Origin of the sequence: Cobetia sp. UIB-001 (assembly GCF_044789135.1) — a bacterium.
In the GTDB taxonomy this organism is placed as follows: Bacteria; Pseudomonadota; Gammaproteobacteria; order Pseudomonadales; family Halomonadaceae; genus Cobetia; species Cobetia amphilecti.
This window is the reverse complement of sequence record NZ_CP058244.1, coordinates 911,339-928,438: the sequence shown is the minus strand read 5'-3', so window position 1 is coordinate 928,438 and position 17,100 is coordinate 911,339. Positions and strand designations below refer to the sequence as shown.

At 63.9% G+C, this 17,100-nt stretch carries 12 protein-coding genes and 1 riboswitch; of the genes, 8 read left to right on the top strand and 4 right to left on the bottom strand.

What is annotated here, in order from left to right:
* Window positions 1-122 precede the first annotated feature (122 nt).
* From HA399_RS03915 to cobO, 5 genes are all read left to right on the top strand, one after another.
* Window positions 123-3,356 carry an FAD-binding and (Fe-S)-binding domain-containing protein gene (locus HA399_RS03915; protein WP_404326123.1) on the top strand — a complete coding sequence of 1,078 codons (3,234 nt, stop codon included), beginning with the start codon at window positions 123-125 and terminating at the stop codon, window positions 3,354-3,356.
* A 281-nt stretch (window positions 3,357-3,637) separates the two neighbouring features.
* Entirely contained in the window at window positions 3,638-5,575 is a 1,938-nt protein-coding gene (locus HA399_RS03910) for a sodium:proton antiporter (protein ID WP_107335386.1), read from the top strand.
* Window positions 5,576-5,825: 250 nt separating this feature from the next.
* Window positions 5,826-7,067 (top strand): NupC/NupG family nucleoside CNT transporter, encoded by a 1,242-nt coding sequence (locus HA399_RS03905; RefSeq protein ID WP_043332439.1) that lies wholly within the window; start codon window positions 5,826-5,828, stop codon window positions 7,065-7,067.
* A gap of 233 nt (window positions 7,068-7,300) precedes the next feature.
* A riboswitch (cobalamin riboswitch) is annotated at window positions 7,301-7,572 on the top strand.
* Window positions 7,573-7,703: 131 nt separating this feature from the next.
* Window positions 7,704-9,587, top strand: coding sequence for a TonB-dependent receptor domain-containing protein (locus HA399_RS03900; RefSeq protein ID WP_404326121.1), 1,884 nt, complete (start codon window positions 7,704-7,706; stop codon window positions 9,585-9,587).
* Between the two features lie 123 nt (window positions 9,588-9,710).
* Window positions 9,711-10,310: a cob(I)yrinic acid a,c-diamide adenosyltransferase gene (gene cobO, locus HA399_RS03895; protein WP_284892186.1), complete on the top strand. Its 600-nt coding sequence runs from the start codon at window positions 9,711-9,713 to the stop codon at window positions 10,308-10,310.
* 63 nt (window positions 10,311-10,373) lie between these two features.
* On the opposite strand, the gene HA399_RS03890 is transcribed toward cobO, so the two are convergent.
* Entirely contained in the window at window positions 10,374-11,222 is an 849-nt protein-coding gene (locus tag HA399_RS03890; protein ID WP_404326119.1) for a helical backbone metal receptor, read from the bottom strand.
* Window positions 11,223-11,388: 166 nt separating this feature from the next.
* Here HA399_RS03890 and HA399_RS03885 point away from each other — a divergent pair, with 166 nt between their 5' ends.
* Complete coding sequence (locus HA399_RS03885; RefSeq protein WP_216059733.1) at window positions 11,389-12,213, top strand: SIMPL domain-containing protein; 825 nt, start codon at window positions 11,389-11,391, stop codon at window positions 12,211-12,213.
* A gap of 120 nt (window positions 12,214-12,333) precedes the next feature.
* Here HA399_RS03885 and pyrF read toward each other — a convergent pair whose 3' ends face one another.
* Window positions 12,334-13,035 carry an orotidine-5'-phosphate decarboxylase gene (gene pyrF / locus HA399_RS03880; protein ID WP_153635206.1) on the bottom strand — a complete coding sequence of 234 codons (702 nt, stop codon included), beginning with the start codon at window positions 13,033-13,035 and terminating at the stop codon, window positions 12,334-12,336.
* A 294-nt stretch (window positions 13,036-13,329) separates the two neighbouring features.
* On the opposite strand from pyrF, the gene HA399_RS03875 reads away from it, so the two are divergent.
* A complete protein-coding gene (locus HA399_RS03875) occupies window positions 13,330-13,794 on the top strand; it encodes a helix-hairpin-helix domain-containing protein (RefSeq protein WP_263643035.1) in 465 nt (154 codons plus the stop codon).
* Window positions 13,795-14,429: 635 nt separating this feature from the next.
* Here HA399_RS03875 and HA399_RS03870 read toward each other — a convergent pair.
* Both HA399_RS03870 and rfaH read right to left on the bottom strand, forming a co-directional pair.
* Window positions 14,430-14,936, bottom strand: coding sequence for a peptidylprolyl isomerase (locus HA399_RS03870; RefSeq protein ID WP_043332448.1), 507 nt, complete (start codon window positions 14,934-14,936; stop codon window positions 14,430-14,432).
* 68 nt (window positions 14,937-15,004) lie between these two features.
* Entirely contained in the window at window positions 15,005-15,532 is a 528-nt protein-coding gene (gene rfaH, locus HA399_RS03865; RefSeq protein WP_176676340.1) for a transcription/translation regulatory transformer protein RfaH, read from the bottom strand.
* A 253-nt stretch (window positions 15,533-15,785) separates the two neighbouring features.
* Here rfaH and HA399_RS03860 point away from each other — a divergent pair, with 253 nt between their 5' ends.
* The gene (locus HA399_RS03860; RefSeq protein ID WP_082388128.1) at window positions 15,786-16,991 is read left to right on the top strand and encodes an AmpG family muropeptide MFS transporter; all 1,206 of its coding nucleotides are present in this window, start codon (window positions 15,786-15,788) and stop codon (window positions 16,989-16,991) included.
* The last annotated feature ends 109 nt before the right edge of the window (window positions 16,992-17,100 follow it).

Here is a 17,100-nt window from a genome sequence, read left to right as displayed (position 1 = left end):
AATTCCCGTCTCGCGAGTGACGCAATGCCGCGCTGGGCTGGGGCCACACGCCCAGCTCAGGTAAGCTTAGGCCCATTGGCCCTGGATGCCTGCCTGACGCGACTCACTGCCCGAGCGAGATCATGACCGAACGCCTGCTGGATATGCCCGCCCCCGTCGATTCCCTCTATCTGGACTTCCTGGCCGCCCTGCGAGATGCAGGCTTTGCCGGTGACATCAGTCCGGACTACGCCAACCGCACCGTGTTGTCGACCGACAACTCGCTCTATCAGGTGCTGCCTCAGGCCGTGGTCTACCCGCGCCATGCCGAGGATGTCCAGCGCATCGCGCGCCTCTCCCACGAGCCACGCTTTTCGAGCGTCACCCTGGCGCCACGCGGCGGCGGTACCGGCACCAATGGCCAGTCACTCAATGACGGCGTGCTGGTGGATGTCTCGCGGCACATGAACCGCATTCTCGAGATCGATGTCGAGAACCGTCGCGTGCGCGTCGAGGCCGGCGTGGTGAAGGACCAGCTGAATGCCGCGCTCAAGCCGCATGGCCTGTTCTTCGCCCCGGAGCTCTCGACCTCCAACCGCGCCACCATTGGCGGCATGATCAATACCGATGCCTCCGGTCAGGGCAGCTGCGAATACGGCAAGACACGTGACCACGTGCTGGCGCTCGACAGCGTCCTGCTCGACGGGACACGGCTGTCGAGCCATGCCATCGATGATGCCGAGCTCGAGACACTGTGCGCACGTGAGGATCGCGTCGGTGAGGTCTACCGCAACGCACGCGCGATCGCCGATGAGCGCGCCGAGGAAATCGCCGACATCTTCCCGCCGCTCAACCGCTGCCTGACCGGCTACGACCTCGCCCACCTGCGCGAGGCCGATGGGCGTTTCAACCTCAACAGCCTGCTGTGCGGCGCCGAGGGCACGCTGGGCTTCGTGGTCGAGGCCGAGCTGAATGCGCTGCCCATCGCGCCCTGCTCGACGCTGATCAACCTGCGCTACGCAAGCTTCATGGATGCACTGCGCGACGCCAAGGCGCTGATGGCGGTCGAGGGCAATCGCCCGACCTCCATCGAGACGGTGGATGACACCGTGCTCAACCTTGCCATGCAGGACTTCGTGTGGGACAGCGTCGAGGAATTCTTCCCGGCCAGCGCCGAAGGCACCCCGGCCATCGGCGGGATCAACCTGATCGAATTCAATGCCGACAGCGAAGAGGTGCTGGACGCCAAGGTCCGCGCCTTCAGCGAGCACCTGGCCAGCGATACCAGCGTCGAGCGTCTCGGCTTCACCGAAGCCCGCGGTCGCGCGCAGATCGGTCGTGTCTATGGCATGCGCAAGCGCTCGGTGGGCCTGCTGGGCAATGTCGACGGCGAAGCCCGCCCGCTGCCCTTCGTCGAGGACACCGCCGTCCCGCCGGAGCATCTGGCCGATTACATCGCCGAATTCCGCGCCGCGCTGGATGCCCGTGGCCTGCGCTATGGCATGTTCGGTCATGTCGATGCCGGCGTGCTGCACGTGCGCCCGGCGTTGGACATGAAGGACCCCGCCCAGCAGGCGATGATCCGCGAGATCTCCGATGAGGTCGCCGCCCTCACCCACAAGTACGGTGGCCTGCTGTGGGGCGAGCACGGCAAGGGCGTGCGCTCCGAGTACTCGCCACGCTTCTTCGGCAGCCTCTACGGCGCGCTGCAGGACGTGAAGGCGGCCTTTGACCCGCACAACCAGCTAAATCCGGGCAAGATCGCCTCCCCGCGCCTGTCAGTGGCGCTGGTCGACGACGCTGGCACGCGTGACGCTGGCGCCAGCGAAGGGAGCAGCGAGAGCGGCAAGCGTGATCACGCTGACAGCGCCGTCGAGGCCTTCGATCCCCGCCTGATGCGCATCGATGACGTGACCATGCGCGGCGATCTCGACCGCCAGATCGATGAGCGCGTGTGGCAGGAATACGCCAGCGCCGTCTACTGTAACGGCAATGGCGCCTGCTACAACTACGACCCCAACGACGCCATGTGCCCGTCGTGGAAGGCGACTCGCCAGCGCATCCACTCGCCCAAGGGGCGTGCCAGCCTGATGCGTGAATGGCTGCGCCTGGAAGGCAACGCCGGACGCGACGTGATCGCCGAAGCCCAGGCCGCGCGTACCCCGGGCCTCAAGGGCACCGGCATGTGGCTGGCGCGTCTGCCGGCGCGCATCAGCGCCTCGCTCAAGGCGCGGCGTGCCGGCACCGCACAGGCGGAGGGTCAGTCTGACGCCAACTTCGACCAGCAGGTCTACGACGCCATGTCCGGCTGCCTGGCGTGCAAGTCCTGCGCGGGCCAGTGCCCGATCAAGGTCAACGTGCCCGATTTCCGCAGCCGCTTCCTCGAGGTCTATCACCATCGTTATCAGCGTCCGCTGCGCGATTACCTGATCGGCAGCCTCGAATTCGTGCTGCCGTGGGCCGAGCGCGTCACGCCGCTCTATAACGGCCTATTGACCAACAAGCTGGTCAGCCGTCTGCTGGAAGGCCCGATCGGCATGGTCGATGCGCCGCGCCTGTCACGCGCCAGCCTGCGCAGACAGCTCAAGAGCTGGGGCGTGTCCGAGGCGACGCCGACCCAGCTGGGCCGTCTGACCGAATCCCAGAAGGCCAGAAGCGTGATCCTGGTGCAGGACGCCTTCACCAGCCACTTCGAGGCCCAGCTGGTGATCGACATCATCGAGCTGCTGTCGCGACTCGACATCCATGTCTTCGTCGCGCCCTTTGCCCCCAACGGCAAGCCGCTGCAGGTGCAGGGCTTCACCGGCGCCTTCCAGCGTACCGCGCGTGCCCAGGCCGAGCGCCTCAAGGCGATTGCCGACTTCGGCGTGCCGCTGGTCGGCATCGACCCGGCGATGACCCTGACCTATCGTCAGGAGTACGTGAAGACCCTCGGCCCGGACGCGGTGCCCGATGTCCTGCTGCTGCAGGAATGGCTGATCAGCCTGCGCAAGCTGCTGCCGGTCGGCGTCACCAAGACGGTGCTGGGCACGATGGACCCGGGCATGAAGCTTCTGAGCCACTGTACCGAGAGCACCAATGCCCCGGGCTCGGCCAAGGCCTGGCAGCAGGTCTACTCCGCCTTCGGCCTCAAGCTCGAGACCATCGCCACCGGCTGCTGCGGCATGTCCGGTACCTACGGCCACGAAGCGCGCAATCTCGAGACCTCGCGTGCCATCTATGACCTGTCGTGGAAGGCCGTGGTCGAAGACGACGCCAATCAGGGCAAGCTGGTCGCCAGTGGCTATTCGTGCCGCAGTCAGAGCAAGCGTTTCTCCGGCAGCCAGTTGCCGCATCCGCTGCAGGCATTGCTGCCGCTGCTGCGTCGCGCCCAATGAGTGATCGCATCTGTCCGACGCCATCACGTGGGCACGACAGAGAAAGGAAATGAGGAGAGCGCGATAAGGCAACGCGACGTTGCATACCACGGAATCAATCGCTAGGCTGCGCCCTTTCGGCCTGCCGCGCGGCAGCTGAGTGGCGCCTGCCCCCTGCTTCAAGCCTGTACAGACCAGCAGGGGCAAGGGCCACTGACAGACGGCTGAGACACAACGAAACGATGAGCGGTGACCGCAACAGTGGCACCGCTCATTTTCGCTGACTCCAAGGAAGACACCCGATGACCGAACCTGCTCTGGCCCTGACCCTGATCGGTCTGATGGCCCTCGGCTGCCAGTGGCTGGCCTGGCGCATGCGTCTGCCCGCCATCCTGCCGCTGTTGATCGTCGGCATCCTCGCCGGCCCCGTCACGGGCTGGCTGAAGCCGGATGAGCTGCTCGGCGATCTCTTGTTCCCGCTGGTCTCGCTGGCGGTGGCGGTCATCCTGTTCGAGGGCAGCCTGACGCTGGACTTCAAGGACCTGCGCGGCCATGGCCATATCGTCAGGCGGCTGGTCACCACCGGCGTGGTGATCACCGGCGTGATCGGCACCGTGGCCGCCCACTATCTGCTCGACATGCGCTGGGAGATGGCCGCCGTGCTCGGCGCCCTGCTGGTGGTGACAGGCCCGACAGTGGTGATGCCATTGCTGCAGACGCTGCGCGCGCGCGGCAACCTGACCCAGATCCTGCGCTGGGAAGGCATCATGATCGACCCGGTCGGCGCGCTGCTGGCGGTACTGGTCTATGAGTACGTCGCGCTCGGCATGACCGGCAATGCGGCCTCACATACCCTGTTGCTGTTCGCCCAGACGGTGGGCCTCGGGCTCGGCATGGGGGCACTGGGTGGCTGGTGCTGGGGGCTGGTGCTGCGTCATTTCTGGCTGCCGCAGAAGCTGCACAACTTCGGCACCCTGATGGTGATGCTGGGGCTGTTCGCCATCTCCAACACCCTGTTCCATGAATCCGGCCTGCTGACCGTCACCGTGATGGGCGTGTGGCTGGCCAACATGCGCGGCGTGCCGACCCAGCAGATCATCGAGTTCAAGGAGACCCTGACGGTTCTGCTGATCTCGGGACTGTTCCTGCTGCTGGCGGGGCGCCTGACCGTCGAGCAGCTGTCCCTGCTGTCGTGGCCGGCGTGGATCTTCCTGGCGGTATTGATGTGGGTCGCACGCCCCCTGACGGTCTGGCTGTGCACCCTGGGCAGCGGGCTGACGCTGCGCGAGAAGGCCCTGCTGGCCTGGCTCTCGCCGCGCGGCATCGTCGCGGCGGCAGTCGCCTCGCTGTTCGCCCTCAAGCTCGAATCCCAGGGCATCGAAGGCGCCGAGATGCTGGTACCGATGACCTTCCTGGTCATCATCGGCACCGTGGTGGTCCAGAGCCTGCTGTCGCGTCCCATCGTCAAGGTACTGGGCGTCGGCGAGCCGCCGCCCTCGGGGTTCCTGATCCTGGGCGCCAACTCGGTGTCGCGCCAGGTCGCCCGTGAACTGGTCGATGCCGGCTTCTCGGTGCGCCTGACCGACACCAACTGGGACGCCGTGCAGGAAGCGCGCATGGCGGGCCTGCCGGTCTACTACGGCAATCCGCTGTCTGAACATGCCGCCCAGCATCTCGAGCTGACCGGTATCGGCCACCTGATGCCGCTGTCGCCCTATCGCGAACTCAATAGCCTGGCCGCGCTGCACTTCGAGCACATCCTGGGCCATGGGCGTGTCTTCCGGCTCGCCGAGGACAACGGCAAGAACGCCAAGCGCCAGCAGGACCAGGCGCTGGGGCATCTGCCGCTGCTGTTCGATGGCAAGATCACCTATGCCAAGCTGGCGAGCCTGCTCTCTCAGGGCGCACAGTTCCGACGCGCCCGCATCACCGAGAGTTTCAGCCTCGAGGATTACCGCAGGATTCATGAAGAGCGCCTGCTGCCGCTGTTCTGCATCAGCAGTCAGGGCCGCATCCGGATCGCCAACACGGCCGTGGCGCTGGAGCCCAAGGCCGGCGAGACGCTGATCAGCCTGATCCATGCCGACTCGCCGGAGCTGAACAAGTCTTCCCAGCCCAGGACCGACAAGGCCGAAGCTCCCCAGGCCGACAAGGGCGCGGGCAGCAAGTCATCACAGACGCCGCCGGGCTCGGGTTCAGGCCCCCTGCCGGCCAGTCGTCTGCCGGGCGCCGGCACCTGACAGCGGGCAGACTCAGCATCACGTCGGAATATCACGACGGCAAGCATGAGGCTCGCCCATGGCGGGCCTCGTGCGTGTTGACGCAGGCACGCCTCGCGCGATTCACAAAAAATGCGTCAAACGTTAGTGGCAGACTCCGACAGAGGGCAAAAATACTGGTAGAGTACGCGCCAGTTTTGGCCATACCGTCCTGTGGCCAGCGCTATTGCCTTGTCCTCAACGTAACACCTACGCATTCAGGAGCTGCTTGATGCAGATCGTCATGGGCCTGGTGGGCGTCTTCGCCCTGCTGGGGATTGCCTTCCTTCTCTCTGAAAACCGACGCGCCATCAGCCTGCGCACCGTACTGGGTGCCTTTGCCATCCAGGCGATGCTGGGGATCTTCGTGCTCTACGTGCCTGCCGGCAAGAGCATGCTGCTTGGGCTCAGCGAAGGTGTACAGGCCGTAATGTCCAGTGCCAACGTCGGCATGGACTTCCTGTTCGGCGGCCTGGTCAGCGACAAGATGTTCGAAGTCTTCGGCGGCGGCGGCTTCGTGTTCGCGCTGCGCGTACTGCCGATCATCGTGTTCTTCTCGTCACTGATCGCGGTGCTCTATCACCTGCGCGTGATGAACGTCGTGATCAGCGTGCTCGGCGGCGGCCTGTCGAAGGTGCTCGGCACCAGCCGTCCGGAGTCCCTGTCCGCGGCCGCCAACATCTTCGTCGGCCAGACCGAAGCCCCGCTGGTCGTGCGCCCGTTCATCGCCGGCATGACCCGCTCGGAGCTGTTCGCCGTGATGACCGGTGGCCTGGCCTCGGTGGCCGGTTCCGTACTGGTGGGCTATGCCTCGCTGGGCATCGACCTCAAGTACCTGCTGGCAGCCTCCTTCATGGCGGCGCCGGGTGGCCTGCTGATGGCCAAGATGCTGATTCCGGAGACCGAGACCAAGACCCAGAGCGTCGAAGAAGCGCTGGGCAAGGACATCGATCGCCCGACCAACGTCATCGATGCCGCCGCCTCCGGCGCGGCCTCTGGCGTGCAGCTGGCGATCAATGTCGGCGGCATGCTGCTGGCCTTCATCGCGTTGATCGCGCTGGGCAACATCATCGTCGGCTGGGTCAGCGGCCTGTTCGGCTATGAAGACATCACGCTGCAGCTGCTGCTGGGCTATGCCTTCGCCCCGGTGGCCTGGGTCATCGGCGTGCCGTGGCACGAAGCCATCCAGGCGGGTAGCTTCATCGGTCAGAAGCTGGTGCTCAACGAGTTCGTCGCCTTCGCCGACCTCGCCAGCCACCAGATCAAGCTGTCCGAGCACTCTGAAGCCATCATCATCTTCGCACTGTGCGGCTTCGCCAACCTGTCCTCCGTCGCCATCCTGATGGGCGGCCTGGGGTTGATGGCACCGAACCGTCGCGGTGATATCGCGCAGATGGGCATGAAGGCGATTCTCGCCGGCACCCTCTCCAACCTGATGTCAGCGAGTCTCGCCGGTCTGTTCCTGTCTCTCTAGAGACGCTCGCTGGTGAGCCAGTCTCCAGAGAACTGGCTTCTGTAGCACGAGCTTCCATGGAGCAGACACCGCCAACTGGCCAGACCGTCACCTCGACAACGCCCGCCCCGTGCGGGCGTTGTCGTATCTGGCACAACCGAAGACTTACCCTCTGACTTCTCCCCCTGAATGACCGCACCTGAGAGGCCCTCGGTGGCAGCCAGCGCAACGCCGGTTTGCCGATTGACTCCCCCCCCCCCGCCCCAGACAATGGTTCGCGTTGAAGCCAGGGTGTTCGGGAAACGGGTGAAACCCCCGTACTGCCCCCGCAACGGTGATCGCAACGCTCATGCAGGTCGACCACGATCGACAAGATCGACACGGCCAGCCACTGCCTCCGGGAGGTCCTGTCATTCAGGCCTCCCCCAAGGGAAGGAGGTGGGAAGGCGCATGAGAGGGTGAGACTCCTGCCATTGGAGTCCACCAGGCGTCAGTCCGGAGACCGGCCCTCGCTTCCACACTGGTTGATGCGGAGGGCCTCACCAGTGGCAAGTCTCCCGCGACGGGCCTGCTTGATCAGGGCGCGTGCGGGGGACGTGTGCTCGCGCACCCTGTCACGCTGTCCTCCTCATTGCGTCTGACGCTTGAGGATCATTCATGAAACACAACAACACTCGTGGTCGCGCATCTGCGCAGGCCAGCTTCACCCTCGTCGGTAGCCTGCTGCTGACCCCGCCCGCCGTCGCTGCTGATGCGCTGACCACCGATTCATCCGAGGACCTGGACACCGTCCAGGTCACCGCCAATCGCATTCCGCAGCTGCAGAATGACGTGCTGGCCAGCACCGACGTCATCACGCGTGACGAGATCGATCGCCTGCAGGCCAATTCGCTGGTCGATCTGCTGCAATCACGCAATGGTATCGAGGTCGCCCGCAGCGGCCCGATGGGCAGCCAGACCAGCCTCTTCATGCGCGGTACCGAGTCCGACCACACCTTGATTCTGGTCAATGGCCAGCGTGTCGCCAACAGTGCCGATGGCCTGGCGCATTTCGAATTCCTGCCACTCGCCGCCGTCGAGCGTGTCGAGATCGTGCGTGGCCCGCGCGCCAGCGTCTACGGCGCCGATGCCATCGGCGGTGTGATCAACCTGATCACGCGTGGCGGCAGCGAAGTCGGTCAGCATGCAGAAGTTACCCTGCGTGCCGGCAGCGATGGCACCTTCCGCCAGAACGCCCAGTTCAGCTCGGTGGAAGACGACACGCGCCTCTCGGCCAATCTCCATCATGATGAGAGCGATGGTTTCTCGGCCCGCGATACCGGCAGTGAAGATGATGGCTACGAGGCCACGGGCGCCGAACTGCGTCTTGGCCACGACTTCGGTCAGCAGGCCACGCTCAGCCTCGGCGTCGCCAACACCGAGACCGATTACGACTATGACGACTGCTACGACAGCAGCTTCAGTGCCTCGGAAGACTGCCACGGCGAAGGCAGCCAGATGGTATTGGATGCCAGCCTGCTGACGCACCTGAACCCGAACTGGGACATGACGGTCAGCGTGGCGCGCACGCGGGATGAGTACGAGAACACCGAAGCCGGCAGCGATGCCGGACGTGTCGCCAGCACCCGCAACGAGGTCGGCCTGCGCCACGACTTCTACACCGATCTCGGCACGCTCAGCCTGGGGGTGGACCATCGCGAGGAAAGCCTGGATGCCGATGGCCCCTACTTCACCGCCGAGGGCTACAGCGTCGATAGCCGCTATGCCACCGGTGTCTACGGCAGCTGGCATCTTCAGCAACAGCGTCACCACGTCACGACCAGCCTGCGTTATGACGACGACAATCGTTATGGCCATCAGATGACGGGCGGCTCCAGCTACGCCTATGATCTGACGGCCGCGCAACAGCTCGGTGCCAGCTATTCCAGCGCATTCAAGGCACCGAACCTGATCGACCTCTACAGCCCCTACGGCTCCGGCAATCCGGATCTCGATGCCGAGACCTCCACCACGGCCGAGCTGTTCTGGCGCCTGCAGCAACATCACTGGCATCTGGGCCTGAATGCCTTCCAGACCGATATCGACAATCTGATCAGCTACGAGGGAGCCGACTTCTTACCGATCAATATCGATCGCTCACGCATCCGTGGCGTCGAGCTGAGCAGTGGCTGGCAAGGCGAGGCACTGAGCGTGAACCTTGCCATGACCTGGCAGGACCCGGAGGACCGCGATACCGGTGAGCAATTGAAGCGCCGCGCCCAGCGCTTTGCGCGTCTGGACGCCGATTACGCACTCGACGACTGGAGCTTCGGTGCCACGCTGCGTGGCAGCGCCAGCCGCAGTGATACTGACGCAGATACCTACACCGACACACGCACCGCTGGCTATGGCGTGGTCGATCTGCGCACCAGCTGGCAGGTGATGCCGAACGTCAAGTTGAGCGCCAAGCTGGATAACGTCTTCGATCGCGAATACCAACTGGTCAATGGCTACAACACCCAGGGCCGTTATGTGGAAGGCGGCGTCACCTTCTTCTTCTGATCGGCTTTCCCGGGGTGCCTCTTTTGAAGAGCCTCGGGCGACAACCAGCCACACATACCACAGCACCGATCACAGCACCGTCCCCCGGGTCGGTGCTGTGCCTTTGACTCACGGAGCATACGCATGACGGACCGCAATACCCGCCACAAGGCCGCGATGGAAAAACTCAAGTCGCATGTCGATGACAAGGTGGCGCAGGCCACTGAGGAGCGCGGCCAGCTGCTGGTGTTCACCGGCAATGGCAAGGGCAAGACGACGGCCGCCTGGGGCACCATCACCCGCGCGCTGGGCTATGGCTACAAGGTCGGTGTCATCCAGTTCATCAAGGGGCTGTGGGAATGCGGCGAGCGCGAACGGCTCGCCGAGGATGCCAATCTCGAAGTGCATGCCATGACCACCGGCTTCACCTGGGACACCCAGAATCGTGACGCCGATACCGCTGCCTGTCAGGCCGTGTGGCAGCAAGCGCAGCGCCTGATGCGCGATGACAGCGTCTATCTGGTGGTGCTCGACGAGCTGACCTACATGGTCAAGTTCGGCTATCTGCCGCTGGAGGAGGTGATGACAGCACTCGAGAATCGCCCAGCAGAACAGACCGTCATCATCACCGGGCGCAATGCCAATCGTGAAATCGTCGCCTGTGCCGATACCGTCACCGAGATGACCGAGATTCGCCACGGCTTCAATCATGGCCTCAAGGCGCGGCGTGGCATCGATTTCTGAGCGTGCTGCACGAAGCCGCCCTGACTCCGCCGCCCTCAATCCGACGCGCTTACTCTGACGCCCTCAGTCCGACGCCTGCACCTTCGTGATGGCAGCGCAGACCTCTGCCATCGCCTCGACACTGCGCGGGCCGGGACGACTGATCAGGTCAGGAGTCAGACCCGCCAGTGCCACCTCGGAAAGTGGCCCTTCATCCGCGCGCCAGGCGGCAATCCAGTCCCTGCGCGCCGGCCCCTTCGCGACCGGATGCAGAATCAGGTGCGGTCGGGCCAGCCACAAGGCTTCCCGATTGATCTGCGGTACCACCGCGGGTGAGTCCGTCAGCAGCGGCTCACCACCGCATCGCCGAATCAGCTCATTGACCAGGTGATTGCCACCCAATGTCGTCATCGGGCTCTCCCCCAGCTGGAAGAAGACCGGCAAGGGGGCGCTGTCGCGCGCGCGCTCCAGCTGCCCGATTCGCGCTGCGAGCACCGCCACACGCGTATCCGCGATATCGCGGGTGCCCAGCAAGGTGCCAAGCCGAGCGATATTGGACAGCACGTCGTCGAGTGTGGCGGGCTCGCTGACGAAGACGGGCATCCCCAACGTTGTCAGACGCGCATGCATCTCATCGGAAAGCCCGCTGCCCCATGCCACGATCAGATCAGGCCGTGCACTGAGCAGCGCCTCCAGGTTGGGCCCGTGATAGCTGGCCAGGCGCGGCAGCTCGCTGACCGCAGGGGGATGATCGCTGCCCTGGCTCACGCCGATCAAGGCCGGCAAGCCTCCCGCCGCCGCCACCAGCTCCGCCGCGTGCGGGGCCAGCGTGACCACCCGCTGCGCCGGCTGTGACAGTGCCACGACGTCGCCTGCATCATCGATCACCTCACGCTCTGCGGCCAAGGCAGGCAGCGCCATCAGTGATGACATGACGAGCACCGACACTACCAGTGCAGCGCCACGTATAGAGCGCAGTCTCTCGTGTACCTTCACGCATCACCCTCATTGCTGATACTTTCAAGCCTATCGCGCCCGCATTCATGCCCCTCACCAAGCGCCAGGCAACAATGTTGCCACTTTATACAAGGGAATTCCCATGCTGATGAACCACGCCACCAGAGGCCCCGCCCCCCTCGCCCAGCGCCTGCGTCGTACCGCCATGCTATGCGGCCTGGCGCTCTGCACCGCCGGCGCCACGCACATGGCCCGCGCCGACCAGACGCCCGCACCGGCTCTGGTGCATGTCAGCGCCAGCGCCAGCCTGGAGGCGGCGCCCGACAAGGCAACCATCCAGGCACGCCTGTGGGAGAAGACGCCCGCGCGCAAGGTGGATGACAAGGCTCCGGACAGCAAGGCCGAGGGTCAGGCAGCCCGCAAGGCACGCGAGTCACTGGAATCACGCATGACGACACTGATTCAGGCACTGGAGAAAGCGGGCATCGACAGCCGTCAGATCAGCGCCGGCAGCCTCAACCTGCGCCCTGAACAGTACTACGAGCGCAACAATGGTCAGCAGCAGCCCCAGCAATGGCGCCGTACACACCTCGAACGCCCGATCAGCCTCGCTCTCGATGACCTGGACAAGGTACCGGAAGTCATCGACCTGCTGCTGGGCGCTGGCGTCAATCAACTGGCCGGTGTGCAGTATCAGATCAGTGAACGGGATGCCCTGGAAGACAAGGTATTGCAGGAAGCCTTGACCAAGGCACGCCACAAGGCACAACTGATGGCCGAGACCCTCGGCGCGACCCTGGGCAGCGTGCAGTCGATCAATGAGTCCTCACACAGCCCGCGCCCGCAGATGATGGCAATGCGTGCCGACATGGCAGAGGCCAAGAGCAGCGGCAGCGAATACCGCCCCGGCGAGCTGAGCCTCGAGAGCAGCGTTCAGGTCAGCTGGCATATCAAGTCTGCCGATTGAGGCAGTCGCGCAAAGCGTGAGCGAGTGATCAGCAGCAGTGATCACTGCCATGAAAAAGACGCCAGTCGCAGAGTCTGCGACTGGCGTCTTTTTTTGCCCATGAGGCAGACAATCAGCCGATCAGGCGCCCAGCTCCTGCTCGATCAGCGCCAGCGCCGCCAGCGGATCCTCCGCCTGGGTGACAGGACGCCCGATCACCAGATGGGTGCTACCGGCCGCCATGGCTTCACCGGGCGTCATGGTGCGCCGCTGATCACCGGCCTGCGCGAAGCTCGGGCGAATACCCGGTGTCACCTTCAGGAACTCCGGACCACACAGCGCCTTGAGACTCGGGGTCTCACGTGCGGAGCACACCACACCGTGCATGCCGCTCTGCTGGGCGAGGGCCGCCAGCCGCTCGACCTGCGCAAGCGGCGTGACATCCAATCCGATACCGGCCAGATCGGCCTGTTCCATGCTGGTCAGCACCGTCACGGCGATCAGCTGGGTATCGAGGCCGCGAGTCGAAAGGGCCTCGGCGGCGGCCTGCATCATGCGCGCACCACCAGAGGCGTGGACATTGGTCATCCACACGCCGTGCTCCGCTGCCGCCAGCACGGCCTGGGCGGTGGTGTTGGGGATGTCATGGAATTTGAGATCGAGAAAGACCTCGAAGCCGCGTTGATGCAATGCCTTGAGAATCTCGGGACCCACACGCGTGAACAGCTCCTTGCCTACCTTGACGCGACAGCGCGCAGGATCCAGCTGGTCTGCCATGGCAAGCGCAGCACTCATGTCCGGGTAGTCGAGGGCGATGATCAGGGGGGAAGTCGTGGCAGGCATCCGGGCTCCAGGCGATGTGGCAGGCGCAATGACAGGAGGTCATGGGCTCGGGGCAACATTATAGCGCTCGGCTCTGTCGTTGTATGCCCAGGGAAAGACGAATCGAATCAGCAGGCTAACGCTCTTAGTGCTTTCTTGCGTTGAGCGCAGAAAGCCGCGCAAGGATGAGAAATCGTTTAAATCTAAATGACTACAAATCCAATACCTGAGCCAGAGTATTTCTCGCGCAGGGCCTCGGGTGGTCGCCCCGCGCACTTCCAATCGACCGCCCTGATGTGAGCATAGGAAGCGACCATGAAAACCCTGCTAGGAACACTTCTCGTGACCAGCCTGCTGGTACTGTCACCGACCAGCCAGGCCGCAGACATGAACATCAACACCGCCACTGCCGCACAACTGACCGAGCTCAAGGGCATCGGTGGCAAGAAGGCCCAGGCCATCATCGAATGGCGCAAGGCGAACGGGCCCTTCACCGACGTGGCACAGTTGACCGAAATCAAGGGAATCGGCCCCAATACGCTCAAGCGAATGAACACGACATTGACGCTGGGCGAGCCGGGCAAGCCAAGCAAGAAGACCTCGGCCATCAACACGAAGAGCCCGTCGGTCAAGCAAGACGGGGCTATCCAGAAGAGCCAGACTGTCAAGAAAAGCCAGGCTGTCAAGAAAAGTCAGAGCATCGACAAGACCACCACCGGGAAGGCCGTCGACTCCCACAAGGAAGTCGAGAGCCTCAAGACTGCCAGCAACAATAGTTGAGCCGTCTCGCCGGGCAGGCAACCTCGTGCCAGTTGCGGGGTTGCCTGTCCAGCGACTCTCTTCCTCTCAGAGAACTGGCAAAATCTTTCAAGCAGCCCGCAGACAAGCCAGCGTCATGCAAACGCAGTTAGCCATTCCCCCACTGAACCCCACAACCAAAAAAGCCGACCCGAAGGTCGGCTAGCGGGGTTTCCCCCTCCCCTGACGGCGAATCGGCACCTGCAAATAGCCCGATTCTGACAGCGGCCATCCTGGCCTGCCCCTTCCCCAAGGGGCTCCCTGAATGCCAGCCTCTGTCGGCAGCTGACACCTCTGCTTCTGACATCGATAGCTCTGATATCAATAGCTCCGACATCGATAGCTCTTCCGCCTGTGTCGGCCTGCTGCGGCCTCGACAAGGACACTCTACCCCGCCACGCCCCGCGCGAATCTGATCTGCATCAAGTCCTGAAGGCTTCCCGGCTCGATCCGTGCGGCTGGCGCGCAGACGACTGATCCATATCAATTTTCTCCATCGCTACAGACCTCAACAACAGACAGCCCCGCTGCCGAGGATACCGGCAGCGGGGCTGTCTGTTGTTGAAGAGGGGCTGCAACGAGGCGCTTGAGCGTCACACCCATCCGCAATGCCTACTTCAGCGACGCACCTTCTTGTCTTCGATCTCGGTATGGCTGACATCGAGACCGAGCGGATGACCGGCCGAGAGTTCGGCACGCGTGGCATCGCGCACTTCCAGCACCTCGACCTCCCAACTCAGCGCCTGACCTGCCAGTGGATGATTGGCATCGACCTTGACCTGCTGCTCACCGACTTCCAGCACCGTGACCGACCGCTGGCCTTCCGGGGTGCGGGCCTGAAAGCGCATGCCGGCGTTGATCTCGCCCGGGCCGAAGGCATCACGCCCGAAGTACTGCACCAGGCCTTCATCCCGCTCACCGAAGCCTTCGGCTGGCGTCAGATTGACGACCTTGCGGTCGCCGACATCGCAGCCCTCAAGCGCGCTCTCGAGCGCTGCCAGAATATTGTCGTGGCCATGCAGGTAATCCATCGGCTCACGCTCAAGGGAGCTATCCAGCACAGTGCCATCAGCGGTGCGCAGGGTGTAATGCAGGCTGACGACCTGCTGGGAAGTAATCGCCATGGGAACCACTCCAGAAGAAAGGTGCAATGCGGTCTCGCGGATCAAGACGGGTGAGACAGGTCGCCAGCTCAGCTTTCGCTACGCCGCAGCTGACGACTGGACAGCTCGACACGCTGTTGCTGATTGATCAGATTGAGCAGCACGATGACGCGCTCATCGCCCTTCGCGCTCTCGAAGACGCCACTGAGCGAACTCAAGGGGCCATCGATGATCTCGACCTGCTCGCCGGCCCGGAAATAGACATTCTCTGGCGGTTGCTCCTGGCGTTGTTCGCCGCTGGCGATCAGGGCTTCCACCAGAGGCGTCGGCACCGCCGTCGGCGTGTTGCCGAAGCTGACCAGCTTGAGCACGCCACGGGTCGAGCGAATCGGCCGCCAGTTGTCATCCATCTGATCAAGGCGTATGAACAGGTAATAGGGGAAGAGCGGCTCTTCGACCCAACGCAGCTTGCCGCCGCGCTTCTTTTCCACCTCCAACAGGGGGTGGAAGACGTGAAATCCCTGATTGGTGAGGTTCTCCGCCGCACGGAAGGATTCCCCGCCCTTGCACTGGATCAGATACCAATGCGCCTTGGCAGCTTCTCGGGCTTCACTCATGATGACCTCTCATTGCCTGCCTGCCCCACTCATGCGTGTCTCGACCTGCATCATGCCTGTCGGCTGACCGGCAGGACAATGCATGGCTCTTGCCCTCAGGCAGTGCGACAATCCGGCCATGAATGACGCAAGCGGCAGATAGCCGCTCACCGTGCGTGTGACACGCGCGGCCACACCCTCTGCATGGACAGGCAAGGCTTTGACTTCAAAGGATTTACGCTTACTCGTTGGCCGTCATGGTATCACGTTCCTGATGGGCTTCGCCTCCGGGCTGCCACTGCTGCTGACTGGCAGCGTGCTGCAGGCCTGGATGACGGATGCCGGTGTCTCACTGGACGCCGTGGGCCTGCTCGCGCTCGTCGGCCTGCCCTACACCCTCAAGTTTCTGTGGGCGCCATTGCTGGACCGCATCATGCCGCCGGTGCTCGGTCGGCGCCGTGGTTGGCTGATGATCGCCCAGCTGGCCCTGACCGCACTGATCGCGTTGCTTGCCTTGCAGGACCCGCACATGTCGCCGCTGACCATGGGCGCCATCGCGCTGGCGGTCAGCTTCTTCAGCGCCACCCAGGACATCGTGATCGACGCCTATCGGCGCGAGCATCTGCCGGACAACGAGCTGGGGCTGGGCTCCAGCTTCTATGTCTATGGCTACCGCATCGGCATGCTGATGGCCTCGGCCGGTGGCCTGGTGCTGGCCGACATGATCGGCTTCCGCGTGACCTACCTGATCATGGCCGCGACCCTGGGCGCCTGCATGCTGGTGACCCTGCTGGCACCGGAACCCGAGGCTCAGGCCGCGCCGCGCGCCCATCATCTGCATGAGATCCTGTGGGACCCCATCCGCCACTTCATGAAGCGCGATGGCGCCATCTGGCTGCTGCTGTTCATCCTGCTCTACAAGCTGGGCGATTCCGTGGCAGGCAATCTGACCACGCCCTTCTACAAGGACATCGGCTTCAGCAATTCGCAGATCGGCGCGACCGTGAAGCTGTTCGGCCTGTGGCCGTTGCTGGCCGGCACCTTCTTCGGCGGCCTGATGATCATGCGCATCGGCATCTATCGGGCGCTCTGGTGGTTCGGCATCCTGCAGATGGTGTCGACTGCCGGCTTCGTCTGGCTGCATCACGTCGGTGATTCGCTGGCGTGGCTCGCGGCGGTGGTCGCCTTCGAGAATCTGGCGGCCGGCATGGGAAGCGCCGCCTTCATCGCCTTCATGGGCGCGCTGACCGACAAGCGCTTCACCGCCGGCCAGTACGCGATGCTCTCATCGATCATGGGCCTGCCGCGCGTGGTGATCGCCGCGCCCTCCGGCTATCTGGCCGATGCGGCCGGCTGGGACAGCTTCTTCTGGATCTGCACGCTGGCCGCCATACCGGGCCTGTTGTTGTTGCTGCGCTTCCGCCACTGGGGCGCGATGCTGGCCACGCCACACAAGTCACCTGCCATGTCGGGCGAGTGACAACGCCGCGCAGGCAACCTGGACAGTCCGAAAACAGCAGGTAGCACCACGAAACCCAGCAAGAAAGAATGAGGCAAGTCAGTCGGCGTCGTTGACACTGTAACAGCAG

What these genes read in the sequence shown, in the direction of transcription:
- HA399_RS03915 (WP_404326123.1), top strand. Translation starts at nt 123, where the DNA reads ATGACCGAACGCCTGCTGGATATGCCCGCCCCCGTCGATTCCCTCTAT.
- HA399_RS03910 (WP_107335386.1), top strand. Translation starts at nt 3,638, where the DNA reads ATGACCGAACCTGCTCTGGCCCTGACCCTGATCGGTCTGATGGCCCTC.
- HA399_RS03905 (WP_043332439.1), top strand. Translation starts at nt 5,826, where the DNA reads ATGCAGATCGTCATGGGCCTGGTGGGCGTCTTCGCCCTGCTGGGGATT.
- HA399_RS03900 (WP_404326121.1), top strand. Translation starts at nt 7,704, where the DNA reads ATGAAACACAACAACACTCGTGGTCGCGCATCTGCGCAGGCCAGCTTC.
- cobO (WP_284892186.1), top strand. Translation starts at nt 9,711, where the DNA reads ATGACGGACCGCAATACCCGCCACAAGGCCGCGATGGAAAAACTCAAG.
- HA399_RS03890 (WP_404326119.1), bottom strand. Translation starts at nt 11,222, where the DNA reads ATGTCATCACTGATGGCGCTGCCTGCCTTGGCCGCAGAGCGTGAGGTG.
- HA399_RS03885 (WP_216059733.1), top strand. Translation starts at nt 11,389, where the DNA reads ATGCTGATGAACCACGCCACCAGAGGCCCCGCCCCCCTCGCCCAGCGC.
- pyrF (WP_153635206.1), bottom strand. Translation starts at nt 13,035, where the DNA reads ATGCCTGCCACGACTTCCCCCCTGATCATCGCCCTCGACTACCCGGAC.
- HA399_RS03875 (WP_263643035.1), top strand. Translation starts at nt 13,330, where the DNA reads ATGAAAACCCTGCTAGGAACACTTCTCGTGACCAGCCTGCTGGTACTG.
- HA399_RS03870 (WP_043332448.1), bottom strand. Translation starts at nt 14,936, where the DNA reads ATGGCGATTACTTCCCAGCAGGTCGTCAGCCTGCATTACACCCTGCGC.
- rfaH (WP_176676340.1), bottom strand. Translation starts at nt 15,532, where the DNA reads ATGAGTGAAGCCCGAGAAGCTGCCAAGGCGCATTGGTATCTGATCCAG.
- HA399_RS03860 (WP_082388128.1), top strand. Translation starts at nt 15,786, where the DNA reads ATGGGCTTCGCCTCCGGGCTGCCACTGCTGCTGACTGGCAGCGTGCTG.